The organism is Segatella sinensis (assembly GCF_040095255.1).
Taxonomy (GTDB): domain Bacteria; phylum Bacteroidota; class Bacteroidia; order Bacteroidales; family Bacteroidaceae; genus Prevotella; species Prevotella sinensis.
On record NZ_JBBNGE010000139.1, the window covers coordinates 1 to 598 of the forward strand.

Consider the following 598-nt stretch of genomic DNA (forward strand, 5'->3'; position numbering starts at 1 on the left):
CATTGCAGGCATTTTTATATTCGTGCCAACAGATGCTCTTCCTTCTACGATTCCATGTTTGCCTTGACTGGATGGAAAACTGTTGAAATCAACGGTATTGAATTTGAGCTGAATTCCATCCTTGTTGAGAAATGGAAAGGAAAACCGTATCGTCTTGTCATACAGAGACAAAGGCGAATAGAGGGAGACCTTGACATTTGGGAAGGCGAATATACCTACAGATGTATACTGACTAACGATTACAAGTCGAGTGCAAGAGACATTGTGGAATTCTACAATCTTCGTGGTGGCAAGGAACGCATCTTCGATGACATGAACAATGGCTTTGGCTGGAATCGGTTGCCAAAATCGTTCATGGCACAGAATACTGTATTCCTGCTTATGACAGCTCTCATCAGAAACTTCTACAAAGCTATTATGCAGAGATTGAAAACCCATGAATTTGGATTGCGTGCCACCAGCAGAATCAAGACCTTTGTGTTCAAGTTCATCTCTGTTCCTGCAAAATGGATTAAGACGTCACGTAGGCATGTATTGAACATTTATTCAGACAACTATGCTTATGCCAACCTGTTCAAGACAGACTTTGGTTAAAGGC

1 pseudogene is annotated in these 598 nt (G+C 41.5%); it reads left to right on the forward strand.

Annotation, left to right across the window (positions count from 1 at the left end):
- A pseudogene (locus tag AAAT87_RS15470) lies at positions 1-594 on the forward strand (IS1380-like element IS942 family transposase); the annotation flags it as partial.
- Positions 595-598: the final 4 nt, after the last annotated feature.